A 25,109-nucleotide genomic window follows, 5' to 3' on the forward strand; every position below is an offset into this window, starting at 1 on the left:
GGAGTCATTATATTCCCATTTATGAAGGCATTATAATCACCATAATTTTGCTAAGGAGCGTAAACCCCAAATAATGTTCCTGTGGTTTAGAGTGCTGTGGAATGAACTGCTGCACAGTTATTCATCGTTAAAAACTAAGTTAATGATAGTAATAATTCTACATCTGCAAAATCAGCCACAGTAGGCTAAATCACATTTTACGGGCTTGTTATTGTTAAAAAACAGTTCAGCCTTAGACTTAAACTTGAAAACTTTGACTGAACTGTTTTTTAATGCATCAATCAAACTTTCTGAGTTCATTCATTATTTCATTTTGACGATTAATCTTTCTTTCATTTATTTCATCCGCTTCCTTTTTCTTTGGTTGATAATATGCAAAGAAATAAATTAACCAAATAACGACACCAGTACCGTATACAAATGCTAAAATTAGAAAAATCCAAAAACTAACTGGAAAGAGTTTTGGAAATTTTGGATTTTCCAGAGAAAAATATTCATTTTCCAACTTTCTAACTTCATCTAAATTAGGTAAATCCAACTCTCTCGTAAATGCTAATTTGACATAATGTTCTGATGTTGTTACAGAATAAATGGAATCCCCTCTTTGCTCAAGATGACTGTCTTTAACTTTAATTTCCTGTGTGTTAAGTAAATTCCAATGGAATTTTTGCATTAAATTAATTTGAGACTGCTCATCATTAGGATGAACTTGAATCGAAAAACTTTCTGTACGTGCCATTTGATTTTGTTTTTATTTTCTTACTCATAAGGCTTTTCAGTATCGCCCCGTTTTATTAAAGGTGGTGTCTGGTCTCCCCCTATACCACAATCTTTTTAGGTGGTCAATCTTTTTGAAACCACAATGTCAGTTTTTAACTTGCCCTTAGCTATGTATGAGAATTAACCCCAAAAACTATATGTAACTACAATGATTCAATAAAGTCTGAAACATTATCCCATGTCCATTCTTTACAAGGAATACCATTCATATTAGCAGGTTTATCCGATAAGGTAGCACCACCAATATAAATGCCCATCATAGGAATTTTTTCATCTTTAGCGCAATCTATTTCCCATAACTCACCGCTTGCTTTCTTTGTATTTTTAGAAATCAGTGCAATAAACCCATCGCATCCCTTAATTCTTGTTCTGCAATTTGTTTTCCATTTCTCATCAAATGGTTCTTTCACAGACATATCAATAAAATCGTAAGGGACGCTTTTATTTTTTGCTTGACCAGTAAACAAGTTTTTTGTTATTTCATCTTCGATAGCAAAAGCTACGAATATTCTTTTGTTTGCCATTTTAATTAGTTTTAGTTGTTATATTCTGTTATCCTTTACTAATCTCCAATAGTGATATCCCAGATTTGAAAGTTTACATGCCTTTGAATTCATTGCTGCGAAAAACATAAATTGCTCGTCAACGGGAACAACGAGACCAATACTTTGCAGTTTTTGAAGATTTTTAAATATTGTTACATTCTTAAGTTTTGCGTATGGCCTAACTACTTTATGTTCTATTTGCAAGGTGTTTGTATCTTCATATGATGGATCTAAAGGATAGTGTTCTATTGGTGTAGGAAAATATTCCGTTAACTTTCTCAAAACCTCAATGGAAACTTGAGGTGCTATTGTTCGCAGCGAAATGAATTTTGTAATATTCGTTTTGAAAACAGGACGCTGATCCCAAGCTCCTAAAGCCTGATCGATATACGCATAAACACTGCCTGGCGTAATATGTCCATTGAGGTCTGCAGCACCACCTTGTAAAGCATCAAGCAACAAATTTGTAAAAACGCCATGTCCATTAACTTCTAGTGAAGTCTCGTTATCCTTACTGGCAGTAAGTATAGTGACCCCTTTGGCAATATGAGAAGATAAACCTCCCGTTATTTTGGGAGATCCAAATGCTCCAGAGTAGCAGCAGTCAAGAATAATTACCCGATTTTTTGCTTCTGATGCATTTGCCGCAATAAGAATCTCATCCATAGAGACACCTTCATCATTCCGTTCATAATCGGGTGTTACTATATAACCGCCAAGTTCATTAATAAAACCATGCCCAGAAAAATAGAATAGTGCAGAATCGCTATCTCCATTAAATAACTCAATAATCAATCTTCTTAAGTTTGCTTTTGTTGGAACATCTGTTCTTATTTTTACATCAAAATTTGGAGTACCATCACCATTCTTTTCAATGATACTGGCGAACGCTTCTGCATCATTAACACACCCGCTAAGAGGTGCGTTGGGATATTTGTTTATACCAATTACGAGTGCTTTTTTCATAACTTCAAAATTGTTTTTATTTGTACTTTTTATTGTGAACGAGAATAGTACTAATCCTTAAAAGATGAATTGGCTCTATCTGAGTTTAAAAAAATCTTTTTCAGTAGTAATATTTTAAATGTACTTGTATAGATTGCCATTTTTATTTGAATGCATACAGGCATCATCTTAAGTTCTCACTGTCTCTTAATATCAAATAATTCTTCTGTTTTTAAACTTTTTATAATCTCTTCGTACAATTGCTGTACAAGATTTTCATTCTCCAATTTTTGCAATCGATTATTATATTGTTTTTCAATTACTTCCAAATCGAATTCTGTTTTCCTTCTCCATATTTTATTTTTAATTTGTTCATCGTAAATAACTTCGCCATTATATTGAGACTTCTTTCTTTTTTCCTCTATTTTTTTTTCATAATCTTGAAAATCTGAATTGCCCTGAATATTTTTGATATTTTCCTTTTCATGCGCTTCCAATAACTCTTCATACAATCCTTTAGTTTGTGATAACTTAACTAATACGGGTGCCGTTTCAATGAGAATAAAAATCAGCGTTAAAAAAATATTTGCGAGTTTAAGTATAATCTTTTTACTAGTTAAGCTGGAAAGAGCTTCGATTTCCGCTAATGGTCCTTCATAATTCTCTGCCTCCCCTTGAAGGTTCTTGTCTCTATCTTTAACTTTTTGGTGTAAATCCTTCATTTCATCGTTTATCTCTTTTTCTCTTAATGTTACTTTTTCTTTTAATTTCTCATATTCTTTTTCGGTTTGAATCCGAATATTATTTTTCCGTTTAGCTTCTGGTCCAATGCCTATTTCTCCTGTAGTTGTAGTTGAATTTTTCCCTTTTATTTCATTATAATAATCTGTCTCGCTGTTGTCCAATTCTTTTTTCTTTTCAGAAAGCGTGATATGAAGGCGTCCCTTTTCATTCTCAAGCCGTCTAGTTGTAGAATCCATTTGGGCAATCTCTGCATTGGAACTCCGCATTTCGCCATGCAATTGATTTTTGATATTCGCTAACTCTGTTTTTATTTCATGCTCAAACAATTTTAATTCCAAAGGCTTAGCTACAACAATACCTAAACAAATAGCTAGAAAAACTCTAGGAAGTACGTTAATAAATTTTTTACTTTGATTAACACCCATGCTTGTAACCAAATATCTGTCAAGCGAAAAAATAACCACTCCCCAAAACATTCCAAATGCAATAGCTAAATATATTTGTCGAAATGCTGTAAAGAAAAAATAGCCTCCCGAAAGACTAGCCATCACTGCTGTAATTAAAAGTATAGTCCCCATAGTGCTGTACTTTGTAACTTGGGTTGGGCACTTCTCTAAAATAACTATACAAGCCCCTGAACACCTGCATAAAAAGACCGTAAAAGGTTTAATTTTTTGTGCTTCCATGATATTGTGTTTTAAATTGATTGAATATTTCTGGGTTTATTTCCAAGTTGAGGATGCTATCGTCAGGTTCTTTATTAAAAAAACTATCGGAAGGTGTTATGTTGAATAACATAGATAAACTAATCGTTTTTGATGCCGTGACTCCAAATAGCGTTTTAGCCGTTAACGTAAATACATTCTGGTCGGTTAAACAGATTTCAGCCTCAGTTTTATTAGAAATATCCCCTAGAAAAGGTAAAATACAAATATGCTCTGCATCAATTACCTCCCACGAGAGTTTAAAAATGTTATCAAGAAGATCAATTGCTTCATATTCGAATTTCTCTATGATAGGAGGATCTTTAGATACATTAATAGTAATGCTTTTCTCAGTTTTAATACCAAAAAAACTTTCAGCTAATAAAGTATATGTTGTTACGCCCAAAGGTTTAACCTCAACATTTGTTTTGTTGGTAACATCAATGTTCTCCGGGTTTAGAATAAGTCGATGCGCACTTTCAACTTGCCATTGTAGTTTTATTGGATTACTATTCAACCTTATAGGATTATCTGATTTAAATTCCTTTATAATAGGCGGTTGGTCAGATATACTTATGAAGAGGCTTTTTTGGCATTCAAATCCAAAGTAATTTTTGGCAATTAACGTATAAGTTGTATCAATCATAGGTTCAACCTCAACACTGGTTTTTCCATCAACATTAATATTTCCCGGATTCAGTATTAGTTCACTGCAATTATCCACATTCCATGAAAGGTTAATCGGAACAGCACCAATTCTAATCGGCTCATCAGATTTAAATACAATTATTTCAGGAGGTTGTTTTGATACCCTTATTTCTAGTTCCTTTTTATGTTCACCACAGTAGTTTTTTGCAATAAGAGAATAAAATGTATCCGTAACAGGGCTCACGTTATAACTATCCATACCAGTAACATTAATATTGCCCGGTTGGAGAATTAACTCTTCCTCATATTTTACAATCCAATGAAGCTTAACAGGATCCGAATTGATTCTTATTTTTTTATCGCTTGCAAAAACACCTATTTGAGGAGGGTTCTGAATTTTTTGTAAAGCGTACTTCCATGAGCCGTATAAACTTCGCATGGCAGGATTAGAGTATCCATCATTAAAAGTAGTTTCGAATATCTTTTTGATTTCAACTGATATATTCTGTTTATACCATGAAACAAACTGATTATAAAATGATTCGTTGTCCTTGTTGAAATAGTCTTCATTTGGGTCAATGTAAGGCCATCGATATTTTAAGAAATAATTTTTTATTGTATCCAACCCTGTATCTTTAAGCATAAAGAATGGGTGTGAAGAGCATATAAGATAGAAAATAGCCACAGTGATAGACCACCTATCGGAATTTAGATTCACATTTATTTCTTGCTGCTCACGAATGGATTTTCCAAACTGCCCCATTATCTCAGGAGCTAGCCAATCCTGAAATGAACCCAGAGTAGTTGGTTGATCATTGGAACTATCGGCAACTGCACCGCTGTCAAAGTCTATAATAACACATTCTTTGGTTGAAATATTTAAAAAAAGTGCGTCCTCCTTTAAATCGGCATGTATATAAAAAATTGAACTTAAAAAATCGAATGCTTTAATCAGATGATAAATCATTGGTATTTTGATATCAAAACCCACATGTTGAATAATACTTTTATCCAATGCTTCACTGAAACTTATAAAGCCTAAACTATTTAAATTATTTGCGGAGTATCCATAAACCTCTTCACCATTTAACATCCCAATAAAACTGAATTGTGGAACAGCTTTTAATGCGGAGTATTCTTTTATAATTGAATCTGTACCATTCTGCCTTACCTCTTGATTTTTGATCTTTAACTTTTTCTGCAATTTCTGAATTGTTTCGTAACCCTTCCTGTGTATATCTCTATTTGGGGTTAGTATTTTAATAAGTTGATCTACAGAGCATACAGAATTATTTACAGTGTAGCATTTATACACTTTTCCAAAACCACCTTCACCACCGCTGATTATGGTATCCGAAATTTCGATTGTCTTTATTACATCAAATTCGACAAGTAATTCAGTTGAAAGTGCGGATTTAACTTTAATGGTTTGCATTTTTTTGTCGGTTTTTAAAATAGGTTAAAGCCTGCCCAGTGATTATTATTCCAAGAGAACAATCATCGTCCATCCCTCCTGGTGTTTCTTTAAGTTCTTTCAGATAACTTTTCATTGCCAATTCGAGTGTTTCCTTTTTGTAATCCTCATTTTGTATCACATAAGTCCTTAGCGCTTTTATAAGTTTTAGTAAATTTTTATTTACTTCTAACCATACATTGCCATTACTATCTTTTCCTACATTGTCATGATCTGATGAGTATATTCCATCGGAACAAATGATGATTATGTCCCCAAACTCATGGTTGTCCTTTGTCAATTCAATGATACTTGGAGAATATTGCTTTGGGGATGCTCCGTAAGAAAAGTACTTATACAAGGCCTCTTTGCCGTTTTCAGGAACGGTATGTGGATTAAGGTAATTATTTAAACACCAAGGTAGATTATAAATATCTTCGGGAAAATCAATAAAATTTCCTTTCAGATGTAAAATTGCTCCGTTACCAGAATAGCCTATTTTAAAGGAATCCTGGGTTTCAATAGCACAAATGCAGGTCGTTCCATATGCATTTTCAGGTATTTGCTGGTTTTCCCCTAACTGATTATTTACATTGCAATCAAGTGACTCTGCCACCTTTTTAAAAAAAGGCTGTAATTCTATTTCTTTTATAATTTCTGCTTCCTTAAAATTGTCTCTTATGCCTTTTATAACAGCACTTGATGCCAACTCTGCTTTATCAAACGATCCAAGACCATCTGCTATTGCTATTAGATTAGCCTTTATAGAGTCGTTCCTTGAATTACAGTCCCAATCCTGATTTACAGATTTGACTGTTTCCCTTAGGCTAACTACAATACTTCTTGATGTATCCATTTTTAATTTATTTTTACTCCTGATGCTCTTGATATAGAACTCTCAAAAAAGTTGCGTAAAGTTTCAGGATCATAAGTTCTCTTGAAACCGATGATAGGATCTGAAGCAATCTCTTTCATCAACTCTTCTGCCGCTGTATTTTTATCGCCAGCGTGAGATAAAAAAGTAGTACAGATACTCATTTTCTCCATTCTTTTAATGGAATTAGCAACTCCCCGAGTTATATCCGGCTGATGACATTCTCCGTCTGATAACAGAAGGATAATTACCGAATGTGGGACTCCGCTTGTTGGATTTGAAAGAAAAGCCTCAGCTATCTTTTTGGCCTCTTCCAAGCCAGAATGTATGTAAGTGCCACCTCCATGATTTATAATTGGATCATAATTCCCATTTTCATTTATATTTTTTAATGGGGTTGTGTTAGTTTGTACTGATGCCGTGAAATCAAAAGAGACAACACTGAAAGAAAAATTATTTTTCTTTCGACTTACCTTAAACCGAGTTAATACATCGCGTATTGCCATATTAACAGCATCCTTTTTTTTGATATTACCATTGGTTAATTCCTCCATAGAGCCGCTCCCATCCATTACAAATATTCCTAACTGATGAAATTGTTGAGGAGAACTTATATCTGTTGGAGGTACAAGAGGCTCTATTCTTTTGGAAAAAGAGTTGTTGGGACTCGAATTATCTCGGCATAAATAGAGTTTTGAGCCATCACGAACATTGAGTTCATAAAATCTCTTGCTACTATCAAAAACCTGTCCTTGCTCTGTTTTTAAAGCCGCATTTCCGTTTAAGTTGGAAAACTCACTCTCTTTTAATAACTGCTCAACGATCTCTCTTACAATATCATTGGAATCAACCGAGCCATTATAACGAGAATTATTTGTCTCGTTTATAAATTCAATTTTTATCTCACTCATAGGTTAATAATTTAAGATTGCTATTTATTTGTATTGGGATCCTCATTGTGATCAAAATCTATTTCTATGCTTTTCGTTACAGATGAGAGTATTTCGGTTATTTCTGGCAACTTTAATTTTTCTCGGATATTTTTTCTTGAAGTTTTGGTGAGGGTCTCATTTATTTCATCGATTCTTTTATTTATATATTTTTCCATTTCAGAATCATTATATTTCATGTCAAGTTCCTTTTTTTGGAAATTAATCATGTTACTTAGTTTTTCTTCTTCAAACTCTTTAATTTTTATCATATCGTTAATGACTCTTTCCTTATCAAATAAATTCTTCTTCTGTTGTATCTCGTCAGTTATAGACGGGTGTCTTCTTAACCAAGGTGCAATCTTTATATCCAGACCAAATGCCTCGGCAACAATATTTCGAGTAGCATTTAATAAGCCTACCAAATGCCGAAAGAATTCATCCGTGTTAATGTTCTCTTCATTTAGTTCATGAATCTTATCTAGATGTAATTCGACATTATGTTTAACAAATCTCGAAATGTCCTCTAGTAGGATTAAAATATCCTTACTCCTATAAGCATCACATTTTGCCTTAAAAAGATCGTAGCTGTCTTCATGCACGCTGACAACCATAAATTGCGCATCGAACTTCGCCTGTAGTTGATATATCTCAATGTTTATGGTATGATTAACCCCAAATAGCGTTTTAAAACTTCGAACCAGATCGGTTTCCAATTGTTTCAGGATAATGTCAACCTCTTTAGTTCCAAATTCTTCATTCAGTTTGCTTAATATCTTTTTTCTAAGTTCGTCTGCAAGCGAATCTCCCTTTCCATTTTCTGGAAAATTAAAATTCAAGTAGAACCTTTTGGGATCTACTTGGTGAATAAACTGCCGTACTGTATTCACAACCGTTTCTTTCATTTTTGAAATAATTCCATCACGTGTGGTTCTGGGGTTTATTAATCTGGCAATTTTTTTTGGATCTTCGATTTTTCCGCTCGCGATGATGTTTAGTTTGATCCGTACATCTTCCTTATGGGTAGGAAATTCGATATCATTACCCACTTCAAAATCAAAATGATCAGGTATAATGCCTTCCAGTTTAGGTATTGTAATAAGTTGCCTGATCTCGTAACCCTTCTTGGTTAATGATTTAGCCATCTCAAGTTTGATGTAATCGCTATTGAAGTTGAGGGCTAGTTCAGTGAAATCTTTTTCAAATATGCAATCCTGAGTGATTCGGTTCAATTCATCTTTCACCCATTCGTTAATATCCTTAATCCCAGAATTATAAAAATCTCCCAGATTTTTTAATGTAAGAATCAAGTGATGTTCAATGTCGATCCCATAACTATTTTTCGTAATACAACTAACATTGTGGATTAACTGTGAACGTTCGGGAGGAACGTTCCTTAGTTGTGATTCAAGTGTTAGAAATTCAGGTTTTAAACCGTCTCTATCTAGATCAATATCTAATTCACGAATCAGAAACTCTCTTAGCCCTGTATGAAGATTGAAATGAAAATAGTGGAGGTCTATAGTGCTTTTACTATTAATACTTTTTTTGATGATTTCTTTTACTTTTTCATCTAGTTTGGTTGTGTTCATTAAAGTTTGCATTCCCTCAACCTTTTTGTTTTCCAAAACATTAACCTCCAATTCATACGATAATGGTATTCTGTTATGGAAATCATTTACTTTTACATCAACCTGCCCACGTAGAGTTTTGGATACTTTTTCTTCACGAACTTCAATTGCTAAATCTAGGCTGAGTCCTAGTTTTCTAGCTTCATCCTCTAGGTAATTCTTTAATTTGGTTTGTAAACTGTAGAATCGTTTAACAAATTGTGGTTCATTGCTAGCAAAAGTTGATATCCATCTGACAATTCGGTTATTTAATGCATTCTCAAAGCGAAGCTCGGTTACAAGAAGTTTAATCAGATCTTTCTGGTGATTTTGCTGTATCTGCGCACTGTAGTTGATCGTAATGCTCAAGGAACATGAATTGTCTAACTCGGTCAACTCTTTTTTCAGACCTTTTATTTCAGCAATCTCATTAAAATCAATAATATAGTAAGCCCATTCTTTTTTTGAGAATGAAATAGGTTTGTTCTCATAAACCTCCATCGAACCCTTATCTAAATAGTATTTCTTTTCTGAAGAATTAGGTTTATAGGTAGAATCAACCTCTCTAATCAGATTGTTAATATTATTTATAGATGTTGAAGATTTAAGTTCTTCTGCGAGTATTCGTTGTAGTCCCATAACCGTTGTGTTATTATTAATTAAATTTTAAATACAAGGTTCTGCATGCTTTTGCCTTAGCTAAAAAAAGTAGTGTAAATTGATAGTCAGTCTTTCTTTTGTATTTGCTGACTTCTTGCATGTATTCTCTGGTCATCAAAGCCCATTGTTGTTTTAACATAATCTGCTGAACATGAGTTATTTCTTTTAATAGAGTATTGTAAAACTCTTCAATAACGTTTTTTTGTAGCCGCTTTAGTTCTACATTTTCGTTAGTGCCATTCAGAATAAGATACCACGATTCCAAAATAAAAGCCTGAGCTTTTGTAAGCACTTCTTCTATATTGATATCAGATGTTATTCTTTGATTGTCAGCAACTTTGTACGCTTTAACCATATCTGGGTGAAACAACCATTGAATAAGAAACTTCCAAACGTCTTTTGCATTTTCCTCTTTAAAATTGAAGAGAAAGAATTTAGATGGCCATTTTCCATAATTTATCAAAGGGAACCGCCCGTATAATGGGTTGGCAAGGAATAGAATTAGCAGAATACTATTTGCCTGGCACAAGGATAAACTTCCATTTGAAGGTTTATGTGACCACCATTTCTGTATTTTCTCAAGAATATCAAATGTTTCATAAGTATTCAACTTGGAAATTCTATATAAACTTTTAATACACTCATAATGGATCTCACCTTTAGCCCCCTTTTGATTAAGTATCCTCTTAATCCATAACATTGCATTGATATGAGAGAAGTCTTGTAGGTCTTCTACTATCCTAAGTACTACTAGGAATAACTCTTTTTGAAATAGGAATTCGATGAAATCTTGTACTTGCTGACGTAAAAGTTCTGATTTATCCAACATTAATCTCATGAGATCCAGCAAACGATTAAAGCCGATTTCACTTTCAAATGCTTTTTTTTCGATATAATTATTTACCACCTCTATTTCTTCCTCATTCAATTCCTCTAACTTTTTCTTAAGTTGGATTTTATTATCTGTGAATATTCTAATAAAAATCCAATGCAACAGGTTTAACCCATAGAGATCAGGATCAAATGGAATTATATTGGTGATGTTTTGCAACAAGTTTTGTAAAAACGGTTTAGATATACTCGTTTCAAAGAAAATTCCCGAGCCGATTATCTGTTGAAACTGCTCTTCAAAAAATAGGAAATGCCTTTTTTGAAAAATAGTTCGTACTTCATCTTTTAACTCTGGTTCTTTAAAATCAAAATATTTTCTTCCGCTTGGATGCTCATAAGAAATAACCTGACAAGAACTTAGTATCTCATCACCATTATTTTCCCATTCTTCAAAAAGATTAATGATCTTAGGTTCATTAACAAGATTTTTTTCGTTGCCAGCTTTCTGATGATCTATTTGATTTGCTATTTCTGTTGTTTTTCCATTCAGGAGTAATTTCGCTATTAATTTGTACTCAGTTGTCGTAATCTCGGGGAAAAAAGCAGTTATAAATAGAATATGCTGATGGGTTTTTTGATCAAACGGAAGTTTCACTACCTTGCCAACAAGTTCTGAATGAAAATCATTATTTCTTCTTCTTTCAATTTCTCTTTCCAAACTGGAGATGTCTTCTTTCAAATAGCCACTAATAACTTCGTACAAATCACTTTCTGTTTTATTTTTCCCCCAGAACCCTTGCTCTTTTTGAGTAAGGATAATATCATGAAACTCTCTCCATCTTTTTTTAAAGTGGAATTGAAGAATAATAGGTAAAAAAGGGATGCTAAAAAGAGGGAAGAAGAAGCTGCGTTCAATAGCATCATTTTTTTTTGAAAATGATGCGTGACGTTTATTAATAATCGTGTTTAATAACGATTTATCTCGAACATAGCAGATGAAAAATATGTTTTTTCTCCTGAGTTCGGCTTGCGTAGAATCAAAACTTTCTTCCTCTTCTATGAACAAGGACTTAAAAAACTCAGATTGAATTAACTTTGTTTTAATAAAACATACTTTCCCTTTATTAAAATTTTCTTGGCTAAACGTTGATAAGGTTATCGATTCTTGATTCTCTTTAAAAGGTTTATCTTTATCAACATCATCATCTTTATCCTGAATGGATAATAATCTTTTTTGGAAATCATTAATTCCCTCCCTTTTAATAATGTAATCTACAATATCTTCAATTGTATTTTGAATAACCCCTTTATCCTCGCAATGAAGAACAATGAGCCTATTTTCAATAAGACGATCGGCATATTGTTTTATTTCCTTTTTCTCAATCCCATAGATGGCTTTAGTACCAGCAAACTCCCAAATTGTGGTTGGATCTTTGATTCCTATTCCATAGTAATTGGTTTGCTCACCAATGGTGGTTCCATTATTATCTCTAATAAATTGTAAGAATCTATTTTGGGTTGTTGGTTTGGGCGGATTATTAACATCTTCTTTATCAGTTGATGATTCATTGCTTTCATCTTGTTTATTTTTTTCGTCTTCCATGACTTTTAATTATTAAAGTGATTAACTTTCCCTATCACAAAGCCATTGTTTTCACCTATAGTCTGGATTACTTCAGCGATACTCTTTATTTTCGGTTTTTTGGTAACATTAGCACCCTTAGTATTACCATCGCTTCTATTTCGTTCTTCAAATTGCTTTAATAGTTTAAAAACTTTTACAGCTATTTCATAGCTATTTGATCCTGTCCAACGTTTATAAATTATCTGTTCTGAAATTCCGTCTATTTTTGTATCATCAATTCGAATCGGAATTAAATAGGGCATCCCTTCTCGCCTAAGAACTGTTAGAATAACTTCTTGCTCTTCTTTTGCCCATCGTTTCCTACTGTAATGTTCTGAAATAAGAACTAATGCAAGTCTAGATTCTTCGTGATAAATTTTCCATGTCAATTTTTTAAGAGGCTCGCCTAAGTTGTCCTGCTCATAAAAAAGGTAATACTTTACATCCAGATCTTTTAAAGCTCTTCCGATTTGTTCGGCAATTTCTTTATCCTCTTCCGCAAAAGAGATAGCAACGTCATATCTATATTTTTCCATTGTCTGAATTTTTGTCAAATATCTTTCTCTTTAATTCCCAGAACTACATCAAAAACAATGATTTTTATATCCTCAGAAGTAAGGAGGTGAAATAGGTCAGAAGTGAGGATTGTTTGAATTTGGTTTTATTCAGAATTTTGATGTCGAATAAATCTTAACTAAAAATTCGTTTTATGGAAAACATTAATGAAAGTATCCCTGAAGTAAAAGTTCAGGATTCTTTAGAAGTATCAGGTATTCGTAGCCCTGGTGAAACCGATCCGCCGATACCTATAGAAAAACCGTTAGATGAAAAGTTATTTTGAGAATGACAAGAAAGGGTTATCTGTTTTTTTAATAGATAATCCCTTTTTTATTATCTTACAGAACATTACAAATGAAAAATTTCACAATCGTTCCCAAATACCATGAACAGAAAGAATTGTCTTAAATTGCGACTACTAGTAATTCTAATTTCTTGTATATCTCATATTCATGCTCAAAACAGCGTGATTGCCGATAGCCTTATCCAAAAACTTAAGAAATGTAATAACGATTCGGTAAAAGTCTCATATCTAAATGAACTATCGTGGCTAAATAGAACTAACCAACCCGATATAGCTTTAAAATATGCAAATGAAGCAAAATCAATTGCTGAAAAAATTGGCTTTAAGTCAGGAGTTGCTACTAGTTTAAATAGAATTGGTGAAATTGAAAGAAGTCAAGGCAATTATAAGCAAGCCATTACAACCTTTAATAATGCTTTACAAATAGAGAAGGAGATTAATAATAATTATGGTATTGCAAGAGCCTGTGGACAATTGACCCTACTGTATAAGACTGTTGGTCAAATCGAAAAGGCATTTACTGCAGGACAAACTGCCATAAAACTCTATAAAGAACTTAATAATTTACAAGCATTGGCTAATGCTTATGATAGACAAGCTATTTTATATGAATACCAAGTCAAATTTGATAGTGCGTTGAGTTTAGTATATTCTGGGCTGGAAATAAGGAAGCAACTTAAAGATTCTGCAAATTTCATATATTCATATATGAACCTTGCTAATCTACACTTAAAATTGCAGAACAACGCAAATTCCTTAGAATTTAATAGCAAAGCAATTGAATTGGCTACGAAATTTAATGATCAGGTTAACCTGTCAAGAGCGTATACTAACATTAGCTTGGTTTATTACAATCTAAAACAATTTCATACTGCTATTGATTATAATTACAGGAGTATTGAGATTAAACAAAGTTTAAAACAGGACAAATCAATTGATACAAATTACGACAATCTGGGGTATTGCTTTTACGCTTTAGGTGAGTACGACAAAGCCATTCAATTTTATACTAAAAGCCTTGATTTAAAAGAAAAGATTGGAAAGAAAGAGGGTTTGTCTGCTGTTTACACCAACCTTGGTAATCTATTTTTTTCTAAAAAAGAATATGATAAGGCTTTATTCTATTACAAAAAGGGATTAATTAACGCTGAGACCAATAGTAACAAGTTAATAACCCTTGAACTCTACCAAAATATTTATAAATCTTATTCAATTACTGGACAGTTGGAAAATGCTGTCTCTTTCAACAATAAATATATCGTCCTAAGAGATAGCCTTGATGCTACATATCGCAATGCGATGAATTTAAAAGATAAATATCAGGAAGAACAAAGAAAAAATCAACTTCTTGAAAAAGATAATCTGATAAATGAAATAAAATTAAAAAAGAAAAACATTATGATCATGAGCCTTGTAGGGGGAATGATCTTACTGATCTTATTATTTTTTACCCTATTCCGCAGCTACAGATTAAAACAAAAAACACTATTGTCCGAAAAAAACAATAAAATCAACGAACAAAAAATATCAGAACTTTTAAAAGATCAGGAGTTAAAATCGATGAGTGCAATGATGGAGGGGCAGGAAGGTGAAAGAAAGAGAATTGCACAAGATCTGCACGATAGGTTGGGCAGTATGCTTTCAATGGTAAAGTTGCATTTCAAATCGGTGGAGGAAAATATACAAGCACTCAGGGAAAATAATATATTGATGTATTCAAAAGCAAATAATCTTTTAGATGAGGCTTGTGACGAAGTTCGTAAAATTGCAAATGATTTAACATCGGGTATATTAAATAAATTTGGACTTATCCCAGCCCTTAATAATCTAAAAGAATCTATTGAAGCTACGGGTCAACTTAAAATCGAAGTGCTTAACTTTGGATTTGATGAAAGCAGGCTTGATTATAATATCGAGATTAACCTTTATAGGATTATTCAGGAATTGATAAGTAATATATTAAAGCATTCAAAAGCTTCGGAGGTAAGTATTCAATTATTAAAAAAGGAAAAACAGTTGAATATTGTAGTGGAAGATAATGGTTTGGGATTCGATGTTAATCAGGCTAAAAATAGAAAAGGAATGGGTTTGAAAAATATAGAATCAAGGGTTAACTCGTTAAATGGTGAGTTTAACATTGATTCCGGCAAAGGTGCTGGAACCACTATTACTATTGACATACCTCTAAATTCAATAAAATGATAAATGTAATTATAGCAGATGATCATCAAATTGTACTCGATGGGTTAAAATCTCTTTTGGAAAGGGAAAAGGATATCTGTCCCGTTGGTGAGGCTCTTAACGGGTTTGAGTTATTAGCCCTATTAGAAAACAAACAGGTTGATGTTGCTGTAATCGACATAGATATGCCACGAATGAACGGCATTGAAACAACAAAAGAAATTAAAAAACGGTATCCAGAAGTAAGAGTACTTATTCTATCGATGTATAATGACAATGAATACATTAGGCAATTAATAGAAATTGGGGCTTCAGGTTACATTCTAAAAAACAAGGGAAAAGAAGAATTAGTTAATGCCATTAGAAAAATTGCAGCAGGTGGTGATTATTTGGGAGATGCCATTATCAAGACTCTCATGGATGAAATGAAAAAACCTAAGAAAAGCCTCAATGACAATAAGATCCCGTTAACCAAAAGAGAAATAGAGGTTCTGAAACTAATCGCCCAGGGATGTACTACACCACAGATTGCAGATAAATTATGCATTGCACATAGTACGGTTGAGACGCATAGACGGAATTTAATTGACAAACTGGGCGTTGCAAACTCGAAAGAACTAATTAGGTATGCGATTGAAAATGGTTATTGTCATTAACTATAAAATATTCTATCCAAAAGTCAGGTTATGTTAGTTTAACCCAGATTCCGCAACAGAAAATATCAGTACGTTCTCCCTTAGAAATCCTAATACATAATCTGGGATAAATGAATATTTGCCGGAATAGTAAAAGAGAGCTTATGCCTTTGAGAGAATAGAATTAATAAAGTCCAAAAAAGTAGCCTTATTTTATTAGATTGACACTTTTTTCGAGTTTTAGAGCACTTTTTTGGACTTTTAGAGCACTTTAAGGGCAGTGTAAAACAAGTTTTAGGGTACTTTTTTTGCTTTTTAGGGCACTTTAATCTAACATCGGGGAAGGTTTACTGCCAATTAATTCCGCTATCACTTTGAGTTAGTCCTTTAGTTTTTGCCTGCCCCATTAAGGTTGAATACTTGTAGAAAATCTTGATATAAAGCGAGTATACTCTCTTTTTTAAGGTTTCGAACACTCGAAATTGTAAAACCTTGCTAACTGAAGTTTGGTTTAGATATAGGATTAGAATTGAACAAGTTTTCTCTTTTTATTTGATTGATAAAAAGGAATTATGCATTTAATAATTATCAAGAACCCCATAGTTCCATATTTAAAGTTTCGACCTTCATCACATCAACAACAAATCCCTTACTTTTAGAATATGTGCCACACTCCTCTACGGAAACATAACCCTCCTCGCCCTCCCATTTAGCAATGTAGGGATTATAAGTGCAATTGGCTGGCTGTGAGTAGATGTTTTCTGGATCTTTAATGTAGGCTCTACAATCAGTACACATGTGACGAAACTCACAATCCTTACAAACATCAATCTGGTCTTTTGATACACCCCACAATTTTCTGAAATCAGGATGTTTCATTGCTCCTTTAATTGTCGAATTTTTGATATTCCCAAAGGATTGGGTGCATGATGGGCAATTTTTGATATTGCCATTTACATCAATAGAAACCTTCCTGTTTAGGCAGGTATTAAAGTTTTGAGATTCGGTATAAGTGTTTAAATGGCAAACAAAGTATGCTTTACTAATAATTCCACAGCTGGACTCATTGATGATTTTATCAGCTGTATAGCGTACCGTGGTTTGCTTGTAATCTGATAATTCTTTGTTGGGTGAGTCTGTAATAAACAGAGAGGTTACTTTGCTGTTCCTGTCAATGATTTCCTTTATAAATTCAACATTTACACCTTCCTTATTGGGAAATATAACCTCTAAATTTTTTGTATCTATTTTTGAAAATATATTGATTATATCTGCTATTTCCTTTTTACCTTTTATTGAAAATATTCTTAGCTGAATTACTTTTGACCTTAACCTAGAAATATCATTGGCAATATTTGTATAATCATAATTACTGCATCCATCAATATCAATAATGATTGAATTTACTCCCGCCGAGGATTCCCATGATTGGTTAAGGGGAGGAAAGTTCTCCAAATCCTCTTTCTCGCATAAAAAAATAAACTCGTTCTCAAGCAGGTATGAAAAGTATTTTTCAACTTGTTCCCGCTCATCATCGACTAGTTGTAAAACCTCATCGAATGTTTTACCCGAGTAATTAGTAAGTATATCTAATAACGAATTTGGGATGAAAAGGTAGTTTTTCCTTTGTAAATCATACAGGGCAGATCTTAGGTAACCTTTCACTGGGATGCAGCAAGAAAATAGCTTAAAGCGGTCTCGCATTACTAAGTCATTTACGATTAGATATTTATAATCTTCGATACTGGTTTCGGATAGGTTGATAGCCTATACCTATGGGTTTGTAAGTACTCAATACTTATATAGGTAGCCTTAACACCTACTTTTCCTATTGTGGCAACCCTTAAGCAAAGAGGATTTGCTGGATCATTAATAATCTGTTTTAGCTTTGAATCGGACATGATGGGATCGTTTGAATGATATATTCAGCAATTTTTTTCTCCAGCCAATAGTTACAGCTATCGCTAACCATCTCGATATTTCCAGCAGGGTTCACCTCTAGGAAAACAAACCGATTATCAGGGGTAAGTACCAAATCGATAGAACCTGTATTCAACTCACATTTCTTCATGAAGTTTAAAATCTTCTCTTCAACCTTGGCAGGTAATTTATACGTAACCATTCGGTTCATTTTACTGAAATCGTAATTCCTATAATCAGTATCTGTTTGCTTGTTGTTCTGAGAGAATATTGCCATTGCATAAACCTCATTGTAGAGTACAAAAGTTCTTACTTCTACCCATTTTTCTATCTTTTCTTGAATTAATGAAGGGAAAATATGTTCTGATTGGTTTTTAATTTTATTAAGGTCAACAATAGCGGTTTGAAGATCTATAAAAGAATCATCCTCACCAATAGGCATTGCCTCTCCTATGGGTTTTGTTATACATTGATTTTTTTCAATATAATTGACTAATGCAGAGGGTTTGCTTGAGATAAAGGTGTTTGGTATATCAAAGCCTATTTCTTTGGCAATTTGCAGCTTCTCAAGTTTATTGACGGTTGATCTAAAAAAATTACCCAAGGAGGGTCTTTGCTGTAGTTGCCGAATAATAAAGTTCCTGCAAACGGTTAGCTCCCATCCTAAAAACTCTTTTAGCTGGTTTTCTAAAATTTCCTTTAAAGAATCAGGTAGTTCTAGTTTAATGCTCCCATTCCTATACCAGAAGAAATCAATTTCACTCACCTTAAAGATTCTACCCTCAACCATTAAATCAATTTCTGGCTCGATGGAATCGTTCACTAACCTCATTCCAAGAATAGTAATGGGCTTATCCTCACTCAATCGGAGAATATTAGAGTAGCCAAATTTTAAGAGCCACTCAATCACTCGGTCAACGCTCCGATCATCGGGTTTGCTGATTATTACAATCATTTTGGAATATTGCTGGCTAATATTATTCTACGCTTTTTGCATTCTTAAAATAATTTTTAATCCCATTCAAGAATTTACAATTAATACCCGAAAGATCAGGTAAAATAAAACCCTTAAGCTTGGGGTTTGCCTTAAAATGATCCGAAGCTTTTATTTCTTCATTTACTATAAGGTTTATGTATTTCGTTTCTGTTATACATGCTTCACAGGCAAGTAACATCTTTTTTATCTCCGCAAAGGGGTACTCGGAATACCATGTAGTATTTAAAACATCTGGGTTTGTAAAAGTTATTTTAGGTAATCCTATTGCAACCCTATTCTTATTCACGGCATTAATTTTTTCGGGCGAGAGGTTAAGAAATAGCGTTGTCTTTTCTTGATCAAAATCAACCTTTACACAAAGGTCACCGTATGGGTTACTATTATCCCAATGTGATATCATTCCAACATAGGTCTGAGGGAGTATTAACCCTTTATAAAGCCCATTATCAATAATCTGTTTTAAGTTAATTTTATTAAAATCCATTGATCTGTAGCAGCTCTCTTTTAGCATTTCCGAATTGCTTTTAGCCCGATTAACAAGCCCGAAGTAATGCCTTATAAGGATATGCATTTTTGTGTTCAAAGTATCCTTATTGATCATACAGCCCGGAAAACCATACTGTGAAAAAACCTTCTCTAGTTCAACTGCCTGATAGTAAAATATACTATCCTGAAAACATATTTTTTTTGATAAAGCAACACCTTGATCCTTGAGAAACATCTCATAAATTTTATTTCGAAAGTGCGGATTTAATGTCTCGGTATACTTATTACGTAGTCTTGTATAACTATTTATAAAGGCTTTCCAGTGTTGGCTTCTTATTAATGGAGTAAATACTGAGTCTTTTTCAAAATCGTTCAATTCATACCCATGAAGAACAAGTTCCTCCGCCAATATCTCCGCTTTATCTAGTTTGTTGGTTTTTATATAGCAAAGGCAAGCATTATGTAAATCCTTGTAGAAATGGTTCGGGTAGCTATTGAATGCAGTTTCATATACAACTAGAGCCGAGTCATTATCATACTTATTAATCAATAATTCCGCTTGATTTATTTTACTGTAATAGCCCAAATAATTGACATTTTGAGCAATACTATAGTTGGAGAGAATTATAAGCAATAAAAAAGCACCAATTTTCATTCTAATAAAATATTTAATGAATTAGCTAAAAGGTTGATTAAAATGGGGTAGAGATTTAACATGTGTTAGGAACCTACTTTTATAAAATTTATTATAAAAGTAGGCTTCTCTGATCATAAATGATGATACAATTGCACTAGCAATAAGTATAATAGTACGAAACTGTACCATCATCAAATGCAGAACACCATTCGCATACTGTTCCTCCATCACCACTTCTATCCCTGCCTGAGAACACAGTTTCAGGTTCTCCCCCTTTTACCATTTCCATGTTGGCTTGATTTAGTTCCATTTTGCCAAAGAGCTCTTCATTTAATTTCTTTGCTTTCATTTTTTAATGTTTTTAGTTAAACAAAATCTTATATCAAATCTACAAAAAAGTATTTGGTTTTTACAAAAATTTAAACAGGATAGAATTAATTTCTTTCCCAAACGGGTGCTTAATTACTTGTAGGAGGGAAGTAGGTATAGGAAACAATTGCGTAAGCACCAGCAATGCAGGAGAAGATAAAGCCCTACTCCCAACCGCACCCTAAAAGTTGAATAGCATTTGGGGTGCGGTTCTTTTTAGTAGGGTTTCTTTTAAAATTATACAACTTAAAATTTTGTATCATTAGACTAAATCTTTTTACAACTTTTTCCTTTTTGTGATCGTTTTCATAATTGCTGCTTTTTAGGTTAAACATTAATCTATTCTTTTAATAAAGTAGATTATTTCCAAATAATATCTATTGGTTGACCTTCTCCACCAATAATTTTACCCATTTGTTTTGGGGTTAACACAACCAACGTGTTGATGTTTTTCTTTGAATTTTTTGTTTTCATAATTGCTGCTTTTTAGGTTAAACATTAAACCAATTCCTTAAGAGAATAAATTATTTCTTAGTATTTAATATAGTCTATTGGTTGAGGGTCGCCACCAATAATTTTACCCATTTGTTTTGGGGTTAACATGTTTGAAGGGTTGATGTTCTTCTTTGAATTTTTTGTTTTCATAATTGCTGCTTTTTAGGTTAAACATTAAACTTATTGTAAAACATTATATCTTAGCCTCAAATATATGTTTAAGTGATCATTATTATGAAATATTTCTTTACTATTTTCATTCTTATCATTTCTAACATAAATGCGCTAAGCATTCCATCGGATACGGTTTATGTAAAGAAAATTTACGATAGGGCAAGGGGATTTATTGAATCGGGCGATAATGGCAAAGCCATTCCATTACTGGAGGAGATAGTAACAATCAAAAAAAGTAATACAACTGATTTTAGTCCTCAGTATTTCAAGTTGTATAATATTCTGGGAGTATTGTACAAAAATTCGGGTCTTTTGCAGATAGCCTTGGATTATTACCGTAAGGCGTTGGATGCTACAAAAGATATCGATGAAAAATCTTTAATGTACGGAAATCTTGGTGCACTTTATACTAAACAAGGTGAATATGCTAAGGCGATAAACTACTACTCCTACGCATTGGCACTGTTTGAAAACTCACAGAATCTCTCAAAAAAGAATATTTTCATTACGTATAGTAACCTAGGCTTTGCATACTATAATGCTGGGCAGTGGGAAAAATCGTTGTACTACTACCAGAAAAGCATTCAAATATCAAAAGAAAATAGCTTTAAAGATTTAGGGGTTACTTATTATAATGCTGGTTTTTCCTGCCAAAAATTGGGCAAGCTTAAAGAAGCGAATCAGTACTATTTCCTATCCATCCAGAACTATACGAATGAGTATGGGCAGAGGCACTACAAAACGGCCATGTCGTATATCAACTACGCACAGTACCTACTTGCAGTGAACGATTTATCAAAAAGTTGGGAATACAATACCCGGGCGTACCAAGTTTTATCCCAAACCGTTGGGCTAAAGCACCCGTACATCGCCATATGCTTAATGGATATAGGGAATTACTGCTACTCCAGCAAGGATTACCGCAGGGCATTATCGTACTACCAGCAATCGCTCATTGCCAAAGTTTCCACATTCAACGATACATCAATTCTGGCTAACCCAAAGAGCGAGGGTTTCCCCGATATTAAGATGATTGAGATACTAAAAGCCAAAGCGCAAGCCCTTACGGCGTACTCAAGGCATCTGAATAGTTCCTCTTACCTTTTGGCTGCACTGGAAACCTATCGGCTTACGGCGGGTTATATCGAGAAACTTCGTATGGGGTACTCCTACGAGAGCTCTAAACTGCAAATCTCATCGCACGAGCATGAGGTGTTTATTGCCATTGTGACTATTGCCTACCAGCTATACCTACAAACGAACGATGAGAGCTATAAAACCCTTGCCTTCGAGTTTGCAGAAAGGGGAAAGTACGGAGTTCTGCGTCAGCTCCAAAACGAGAACATGGCACGGGATAGAGCGGGTATTCCCGATAGCATAACCAGCAGAGAGCTTAGAATTAAAGAGCGTATTGGTAGCCTTCAGTACGCCATAAACGAGGAGAGCAAACTGGAACGCCCGAGTACAGACAAGCTGGAAAAGCTGAATGCCGAACTGTTCGGTCTGGTAAGGGAGAGCGACCAACTCGTGAAAGATATAGAAAGCAGCTACCCTGCATACTACAATCAGAAGTACAGCAACCAAGTTGTAAGTGTTACTCAGCTACAAAAGTCAATGGACAAGAAGGAGGCTATACTGGAATACGTGCTGGGGAATAATGAGCTGTACACCTTTGCCATTACCAAGGACACATTTTTACTAGTAAAGCAGGAAACCGACAGCACCTTCCGCTCAAACCTTAATTTTATAATCTACTCCTTGCATAGCGAGTCCACAATGGGTTACTACGAGTACATGGATGCAGCGTATGCCTTCTACCAAAAACTGATCTACCCGGTTGAACCCCTGCTAAAGAACAAAAACCTGCTTATAATCCCGGATGGTGAGCTGAACCTTATCGCCTTTGATGCGCTCATAGACAAACCACATGCTGATAAACGTGATTACAGAAAAGAATCGTACCTGTTGCGAAAATACCCCATAGGCTATGCCTATTCCGCCACGTTGTACAGCAATTCCCTGAGTAGCATTCACAGAGGCTCACCCGATTTTCTTGGAATTGCACCCGATTACAAAAACTCCAAAGATTCGCTAAGAAGCATTCCTATGGGGTTAAGGAGCATAAGGAGAACGACATTGCTGACCTTCGGCAAATCGCTAACTGGGAGTAACGCTACGGAAGCGAACTTCAAAAAGTACTATGGCAGGTACGGGATTATCCATTTCTACGCACACGGGTTGGAGGATACCCTTAACTCCGCCAATTCGAAGCTAGCCCTATCCGCTCCAACCGATTCCACTGACGATGGCTATTTGCATGCATGGGAGGTCTATAACATGCAGCTGAATGCTGATCTTGTGGTACTGGCATCGTGCTACTCTGGGTCTGGAAAATTGTCCAAGGGGGAAGGGGTGCTAAGCCTAAGTAGGAGCTTTATGTACGCTGGTAGCCAATCAGTAATTATGTCGCTATGGATTGCATACGATGAGCCAACAAACGAAATACTAAACGATTTTTACCTGAACCTGCTCATGGGGATGCGAAAGGATGAGGCGCTAAGGCTAGCCAAACTGAAATATCTTGAAAACGAACCCATTTATACTCGCCCACGTTTTTGGGCGGGCATAGTGGTAAATGGCAACCAGAATGGGCTGTACCACCACTGGCTACTAAAAAGGATAATCCTCGCCGTTACCATAATTCTGCTTATACTCCTTGCTTTATTGAAACGGAAAGCGATAAGAAGCTTGCTTCATAAATAGGCTACTTTCAGGTCTGGCGATGCTGGAAGGTCTTGCCTAACAGGAAAAAACCCGATAGGGTCTGAAAGACCTATCGGTGTTTTGCTTGTAGAATTTCACATCCATCAAGCCGATTAAACGCAAGAATTCCGAACTTTTAAAAAGTTCGGAACTCTGGGTTTAGAAGAAATAAATGCAGATACGAAGCTGTTAATCATAAATTCTTTTTAGAATTTGCTTTGCCTCTTTACTGTAATCATTATTACTGCTTACGGTGGCATGGAAGATTTCAATCGCCTTTTCCTTATTTCCCAATTTAAGATAGCAAAGCCCAAGATACCACCTGACCTGTGGGATATAATCAAAATTGCTCTGGTTTGTAAGAATTTCTTCGAAATAGCCTACTGCCACCTTATACCTACCAATCTCCATTGATGACAAGCCGATGAACATATTTCTCTCGGCCTCAATGTTTACATACGATGGTAGATCCTTCAAAAGCAGTAGGGCATTGGTATAATCCCCATCCCTATACTTCTGTTTGGCAATAATAAAGGTGTTGTTAGCCAGTATGTAGTCATTAAAATTACTAAGCGGAGCATAATACTCTGCGTACAGCCTGTTCTCCAGCGAATCACTGGGTTGAGCATTGTAGCCTATTGTTATACCAACAATAAAAAGCACAAGGATCGAAGCAGCGGCTAACCAGTATTTAAATCGATTACTTATAGAAGTTTTCTTTATTATGGTGATGCTAGGGGTGTTGATGCTAGGTTGTTCCTGAGATGCTTCGTAGTTTTTAAAAGCTTCCTCCAGCTGCTTTTTTAGAAGAAGTTCCTCCGAAGAGCTACTTGTTTCCTTAGGCTGGTCAACCTTACTGAAAAGCTCCATATCCTTTATTAGCCTACTCTCAAACTCGGCTCGTTGGGCTGGAGTCATTTTATTATCGTAGTATTTCTTTGCATCGATTTTAAATTTTTCTTCCTTATGGATTTTTGCTAAACGCTTATCCTTGATTAATGCATTTGCAACTAAAGACATTTTTTCTTGAAAGTTCATTTAGTATAAATGCTTTAATCATATCCCTGTTAATCTGTAAATCCATAGATAATGTTTTTTATATACGGTGTATATTAATGATTACAATATTAATAAAAAACTTTAAAACAACAAGTAAACTAAATTATTTTGCCAATATAAATAACATTAAATACGTATTAATGTTATTTAAAATTTCATTGATAAAATACATCATTTTATGTAG

At 34.2% G+C, this 25,109-nt stretch carries 19 protein-coding genes; 3 read left to right on the forward strand and 16 right to left on the reverse strand.

The window, feature by feature from the left end:
• Positions 1-277: 277 nt before the first annotated feature.
• The 10 genes from HOO91_09240 to HOO91_09285 all read right to left on the reverse strand — a co-directional run bounded on the left by HOO91_09240 (position 278) and on the right by HOO91_09285 (position 12,883).
• Positions 278-739, reverse strand: a complete 462-nt coding sequence (locus HOO91_09240; protein ID NOU17728.1) for a hypothetical protein — start codon at positions 737-739, stop codon at positions 278-280.
• A gap of 184 nt (positions 740-923) precedes the next feature.
• Entirely contained in the window at positions 924-1,304 is a 381-nt protein-coding gene (locus tag HOO91_09245; protein NOU17729.1) for a hypothetical protein, read from the reverse strand.
• Positions 1,305-1,322: 18 nt separating this feature from the next.
• Positions 1,323-2,291 carry a caspase family protein gene (locus HOO91_09250; GenBank protein NOU17730.1) on the reverse strand — a complete coding sequence of 323 codons (969 nt, stop codon included), beginning with the start codon at positions 2,289-2,291 and terminating at the stop codon, positions 1,323-1,325.
• Between the two features lie 176 nt (positions 2,292-2,467).
• Positions 2,468-3,700, reverse strand: a complete 1,233-nt coding sequence (locus HOO91_09255) for a DUF4407 domain-containing protein (GenBank protein NOU17731.1) — start codon at positions 3,698-3,700, stop codon at positions 2,468-2,470.
• Positions 3,681-5,801, reverse strand: a complete 2,121-nt coding sequence (locus tag HOO91_09260; protein NOU17732.1) for a serine/threonine protein kinase — start codon at positions 5,799-5,801, stop codon at positions 3,681-3,683. The genes HOO91_09255 and HOO91_09260 overlap by 20 nt, the downstream gene beginning before the upstream one ends.
• On the reverse strand, positions 5,788-6,675 hold the full coding sequence (locus HOO91_09265) for a hypothetical protein (GenBank protein NOU17733.1): 888 nt from the start codon (positions 6,673-6,675) through the stop codon (positions 5,788-5,790). Before HOO91_09265 ends, HOO91_09260 begins: the two co-directional genes overlap by 14 nt.
• Before the next feature lie 2 nt (positions 6,676-6,677).
• Positions 6,678-7,604 (reverse strand): VWA domain-containing protein, encoded by a 927-nt coding sequence (locus HOO91_09270; protein NOU17734.1) that lies wholly within the window; start codon positions 7,602-7,604, stop codon positions 6,678-6,680.
• Between the two features lie 20 nt (positions 7,605-7,624).
• The gene (locus tag HOO91_09275) at positions 7,625-9,871 is read right to left on the reverse strand and encodes a hypothetical protein (GenBank protein ID NOU17735.1); all 2,247 of its coding nucleotides are present in this window, start codon (positions 9,869-9,871) and stop codon (positions 7,625-7,627) included.
• 16 nt (positions 9,872-9,887) lie between these two features.
• A complete protein-coding gene (locus HOO91_09280; GenBank protein NOU17736.1) occupies positions 9,888-12,326 on the reverse strand; it encodes a hypothetical protein in 2,439 nt (812 codons plus the stop codon).
• A gap of 5 nt (positions 12,327-12,331) precedes the next feature.
• The gene (locus HOO91_09285; GenBank protein ID NOU17737.1) at positions 12,332-12,883 is read right to left on the reverse strand and encodes a toll/interleukin-1 receptor domain-containing protein; all 552 of its coding nucleotides are present in this window, start codon (positions 12,881-12,883) and stop codon (positions 12,332-12,334) included.
• 407 nt (positions 12,884-13,290) lie between these two features.
• On the opposite strand from HOO91_09285, the gene HOO91_09290 reads away from it, so the two are divergent.
• Both HOO91_09290 and HOO91_09295 read left to right on the forward strand, forming a co-directional pair.
• Positions 13,291-15,411, forward strand: coding sequence for a tetratricopeptide repeat protein (locus HOO91_09290; GenBank protein NOU17738.1), 2,121 nt, complete (start codon positions 13,291-13,293; stop codon positions 15,409-15,411).
• The gene (locus tag HOO91_09295) at positions 15,408-16,046 is read left to right on the forward strand and encodes a response regulator transcription factor (GenBank protein ID NOU17739.1); all 639 of its coding nucleotides are present in this window, start codon (positions 15,408-15,410) and stop codon (positions 16,044-16,046) included. Before HOO91_09290 ends, HOO91_09295 begins: the two co-directional genes overlap by 4 nt.
• 567 nt (positions 16,047-16,613) lie before the next feature.
• Here HOO91_09295 and gwsS read toward each other — a convergent pair.
• From gwsS to HOO91_09320, 5 genes are all read right to left on the reverse strand, one after another.
• Positions 16,614-17,729: a grasp-with-spasm system SPASM domain peptide maturase gene (gene gwsS / locus HOO91_09300; protein NOU17740.1), complete on the reverse strand. Its 1,116-nt coding sequence runs from the start codon at positions 17,727-17,729 to the stop codon at positions 16,614-16,616.
• 17 nt (positions 17,730-17,746) lie between these two features.
• The gene (locus tag HOO91_09305; protein ID NOU17741.1) at positions 17,747-17,926 is read right to left on the reverse strand and encodes a hypothetical protein; all 180 of its coding nucleotides are present in this window, start codon (positions 17,924-17,926) and stop codon (positions 17,747-17,749) included.
• The gene (gwsG, locus tag HOO91_09310; GenBank protein NOU17742.1) at positions 17,908-18,900 is read right to left on the reverse strand and encodes a grasp-with-spasm system ATP-grasp peptide maturase; all 993 of its coding nucleotides are present in this window, start codon (positions 18,898-18,900) and stop codon (positions 17,908-17,910) included. The genes HOO91_09305 and gwsG overlap by 19 nt, the downstream gene beginning before the upstream one ends.
• A gap of 22 nt (positions 18,901-18,922) precedes the next feature.
• Positions 18,923-20,083 (reverse strand): hypothetical protein, encoded by a 1,161-nt coding sequence (locus HOO91_09315; GenBank protein ID NOU17743.1) that lies wholly within the window; start codon positions 20,081-20,083, stop codon positions 18,923-18,925.
• 136 nt (positions 20,084-20,219) lie between these two features.
• Complete coding sequence (locus HOO91_09320; protein ID NOU17744.1) at positions 20,220-20,414, reverse strand: hypothetical protein; 195 nt, start codon at positions 20,412-20,414, stop codon at positions 20,220-20,222.
• A 749-nt stretch (positions 20,415-21,163) separates the two neighbouring features.
• On the opposite strand from HOO91_09320, the gene HOO91_09325 reads away from it, so the two are divergent.
• Positions 21,164-23,866, forward strand: coding sequence for a CHAT domain-containing protein (locus tag HOO91_09325; protein ID NOU17745.1), 2,703 nt, complete (start codon positions 21,164-21,166; stop codon positions 23,864-23,866).
• Between the two features lie 189 nt (positions 23,867-24,055).
• Here the strand turns inward: HOO91_09325 and HOO91_09330 are convergent, their stop codons facing one another.
• Complete coding sequence (locus HOO91_09330) at positions 24,056-24,904, reverse strand: tetratricopeptide repeat protein (protein ID NOU17746.1); 849 nt, start codon at positions 24,902-24,904, stop codon at positions 24,056-24,058.
• Positions 24,905-25,109: the final 205 nt, after the last annotated feature.

This window comes from Bacteroidales bacterium (genome assembly GCA_013141385.1).
GTDB lineage: Bacteria > Bacteroidota > Bacteroidia > Bacteroidales > Tenuifilaceae > UBA8529.

Bases quoted from the DNA above. Each gene is read 5' to 3' on its own strand.
- HOO91_09280 (NOU17736.1), bottom strand. From the start codon at position 12,326: ATGGAAGACGAAAAAAATAAACAAGATGAAAGCAATGAATCATCAACT.
- gwsS (NOU17740.1), bottom strand. From the start codon at position 17,729: ATGCGAGACCGCTTTAAGCTATTTTCTTGCTGCATCCCAGTGAAAGGT.
- HOO91_09255 (NOU17731.1), bottom strand. From the start codon at position 3,700: ATGGAAGCACAAAAAATTAAACCTTTTACGGTCTTTTTATGCAGGTGT.
- HOO91_09290 (NOU17738.1), top strand. From the start codon at position 13,291: ATGAACAGAAAGAATTGTCTTAAATTGCGACTACTAGTAATTCTAATT.
- HOO91_09305 (NOU17741.1), bottom strand. From the start codon at position 17,926: ATGTCCGATTCAAAGCTAAAACAGATTATTAATGATCCAGCAAATCCT.
- HOO91_09330 (NOU17746.1), bottom strand. From the start codon at position 24,904: ATGAACTTTCAAGAAAAAATGTCTTTAGTTGCAAATGCATTAATCAAG.
- gwsG (NOU17742.1), bottom strand. From the start codon at position 18,900: ATGATTGTAATAATCAGCAAACCCGATGATCGGAGCGTTGACCGAGTG.
- HOO91_09325 (NOU17745.1), top strand. From the start codon at position 21,164: ATGAAATATTTCTTTACTATTTTCATTCTTATCATTTCTAACATAAAT.
- HOO91_09285 (NOU17737.1), bottom strand. From the start codon at position 12,883: ATGGAAAAATATAGATATGACGTTGCTATCTCTTTTGCGGAAGAGGAT.
- HOO91_09275 (NOU17735.1), bottom strand. From the start codon at position 9,871: ATGGGACTACAACGAATACTCGCAGAAGAACTTAAATCTTCAACATCT.
- HOO91_09320 (NOU17744.1), bottom strand. From the start codon at position 20,414: ATGAAAGCAAAGAAATTAAATGAAGAGCTCTTTGGCAAAATGGAACTA.
- HOO91_09240 (NOU17728.1), bottom strand. From the start codon at position 739: ATGGCACGTACAGAAAGTTTTTCGATTCAAGTTCATCCTAATGATGAG.
- HOO91_09265 (NOU17733.1), bottom strand. From the start codon at position 6,675: ATGGATACATCAAGAAGTATTGTAGTTAGCCTAAGGGAAACAGTCAAA.
- HOO91_09315 (NOU17743.1), bottom strand. From the start codon at position 20,083: ATGAAAATTGGTGCTTTTTTATTGCTTATAATTCTCTCCAACTATAGT.
- HOO91_09250 (NOU17730.1), bottom strand. From the start codon at position 2,291: ATGAAAAAAGCACTCGTAATTGGTATAAACAAATATCCCAACGCACCT.
- HOO91_09245 (NOU17729.1), bottom strand. From the start codon at position 1,304: ATGGCAAACAAAAGAATATTCGTAGCTTTTGCTATCGAAGATGAAATA.
- HOO91_09260 (NOU17732.1), bottom strand. From the start codon at position 5,801: ATGCAAACCATTAAAGTTAAATCCGCACTTTCAACTGAATTACTTGTC.
- HOO91_09295 (NOU17739.1), top strand. From the start codon at position 15,408: ATGATAAATGTAATTATAGCAGATGATCATCAAATTGTACTCGATGGG.
- HOO91_09270 (NOU17734.1), bottom strand. From the start codon at position 7,604: ATGAGTGAGATAAAAATTGAATTTATAAACGAGACAAATAATTCTCGT.